Below are 637 nucleotides of genomic sequence, written 5' to 3'. Positions count from 1 at the left end.
ACTCAAATGAAATGTAACTCAAATCACACATATTGATACATATTACGCTAAAAACCTTATAACGAGCTAAAGATCACAAATATTAAGAGAAGTGTCATTTAATTAAAACTCTCTAAAATCAACAAAAATGTAAACGATAACAATAAAGGTAAAACGAAGAGTAATAAGTAGGAAATTACGGGGATCATCCACCGTACAGTATTGTGTCGAAAGTGAGGTAAGTGATTTAAACTTCCTAGTAAAAATACATATCAAAAACAAAAAAGGTGGGCATGTAGCCCACCATAACACCCAAAGTCGTTGGAGTTGCAGCATTGCTGCCGCTGCAAGTTCAAAGGGTAGAAGTGCTATCTAAAATTCAAACTGATAAGTAGTTTGATGCTGATAGCAATCCCCAGAGCTCAACACCCCATTGTTGAGTCCCCATTCTGGTTTGTTTGGCCCGTCTGGAAAGTACTGCGTTTCCAATGCTAGGCCGTCATAGCGTTCGTAAGTTTTACTTGCACCTGGCGTACCGGCTAAGAAATTACCTGAATAAAACTGGATGGCAGGTTTGGTGGTTTTCACCTTCATCACCACATCTTCTTTGGGTGCAATTAAAACCGCAGCGACAGACACGCCATCGGTCACTTCAGGT

Annotated in this window: 1 pseudogene; it reads right to left on the bottom strand. The window is 39.9% G+C overall.

Features of this window, described 5'->3' with window-relative positions:
* Window positions 1–351: 351 nt before the first annotated feature.
* Window positions 352–637, bottom strand: a pseudogene (gene galM, locus R7Z49_RS25825) (galactose-1-epimerase); the annotation flags it as partial.

This window comes from Vibrio sp. 1562 (assembly GCF_033340155.1).
In the GTDB taxonomy this organism is placed as follows: Bacteria; Pseudomonadota; Gammaproteobacteria; order Enterobacterales; family Vibrionaceae; genus Vibrio; species Vibrio alginolyticus.
The sequence above is the reverse complement of the archived record's forward strand: the minus strand, read 5'-3'. Positions and strand labels throughout refer to the sequence as shown.